1 protein-coding gene is annotated in these 1,526 nt (G+C 70.9%); it reads right to left on the bottom strand.

Features of this window, described 5'->3' with window-relative positions; translation table 11 throughout:
- Positions 1-1,526: beta-ketoacyl reductase (locus AB0K21_RS44650; protein ID WP_364159306.1), on the bottom strand; the 1,526-nt coding region annotated here is incomplete at both ends.

Here is a 1,526-nt window from a genome sequence, read left to right as displayed (position 1 = left end):
CCGGCGAACCCCGCGCACCAACCCCCGCAGCAGATACGGCACCTCACCACCCGCCCGCACCGCCGCCAGATCGAGCCGGACCGGAGCCACAGCCGACTCACCCGAACGGACGGCCACGTCGAACAGCGCGACCCCCTGATCCGGGGTGAGCGCCGACATGCCGACACGGGTCAACCGGAGCATCTGAGCATCGTTCAGACCCCCGGTCATTCCGGCGTCCTGCGCCCACGGACCCCACGCCAGCGACAACCCCGCCAAACCCTGCGCCCGCCGAAACTCCGCCAGCGCGTCCAAGAACGCGTTCGCCGCCGCGTAATTGCCCTGCCCCGCCCCACCGAACGTCCCCGCCACCGACGAGAACACCACAAACCCAGCCAGATCCATGTCCTGGGTCAGCTCGTGCAGGTGCCAGGCCGCGTCCACCTTCGGCCGCAACACCGCGTCCAACCGCCCGGCCGTCAGTGACGGGATCGTCCCGTCATCCAGCACACCCGCGGTATGGATGATCGCGGTCAACGGATGATCGGCCGGAACCCGCGCCAGCAGACCCGCCACCTGATCGCGATCAGCCACATCACACGCGGCGATCTCCACCTCGACCCCATGCGCGACCAACTCCGCCCGCAACTCCACCGCACCCGGAGCCTCCAGACCCCGCCGACCGGCCAGCAGCAGACGCCGCACCCCCCGCTCGGCCACCACATGCCGCGCGAACAACGCCCCCAGACCACCCGTCCCACCAGTGATCAACACCGTCCCCTCCGGATCCCAGACCCGGACACCGCCCCCGTTCACATCAGAGCCGGGCGCCACCCGCGCCAACCTCGGCACCCGCACCTCACCATCACGCACCGCCACCTGCGGCTCACCGGACGCCAACACCCCGGCCAACACCCCGGGCAGCACCGACCGTGAAGACTCCCGCCCATCCACATCGACCAGCACGAACCGGCCCGGATTCTCCAACTGCGCACTCCGCACCAGACCCCACACCGCCGCGGCCGCCACGTCCGCGACCACCTCCCCATCCCCCACCACGACCGCGCCCCGCGTGACGACCACCAGACGCGAATCTCCACACCGCTCATCGGCCAGCCACCCCTGCACCAAACCCAGAGCGTCAGCGGCCAGCCCATGCGCGGACTCCACAACCCCACCCGCCGGATCCGACACCAGCCCGGCCACCACCACACCCGGCACCGGCCCCGTCTTCACCAACGACGCCAGATCCGGGTAAGCCGCGGCCGCTTGTCCGTCCGCCTGACATGCCCCGGCGACATCCAACACGTCCAGGCCAAGCACCGCCACCGACACCGGATCGGCCTCCGGTACACCGGCCATGGCCGTCCACTCCACCTGGAACAGTGCGTCCCCAACGGCACCGCCGCTGCCGGAGACGGCCAACCGCTCTGTTGCGACCGGCCGCAGCATCAGCGACCGCGCCGACAGCACCGGCTCCCCGGCCGCGTCCACCGCCACCAACGACACCGCATCCTCACCCACCCAGGCCAACCGCACCCGCAACA

Source organism: Streptosporangium sp. NPDC049248 (genome assembly GCF_040678965.1).
Classification (GTDB): Bacteria; Actinomycetota; Actinomycetes; order Streptosporangiales; family Streptosporangiaceae; genus Streptosporangium; species Streptosporangium fukuiense.
Note: the sequence above shows the minus strand (reverse complement) of the source record. Positions and strands in the feature narration are given on the sequence as shown.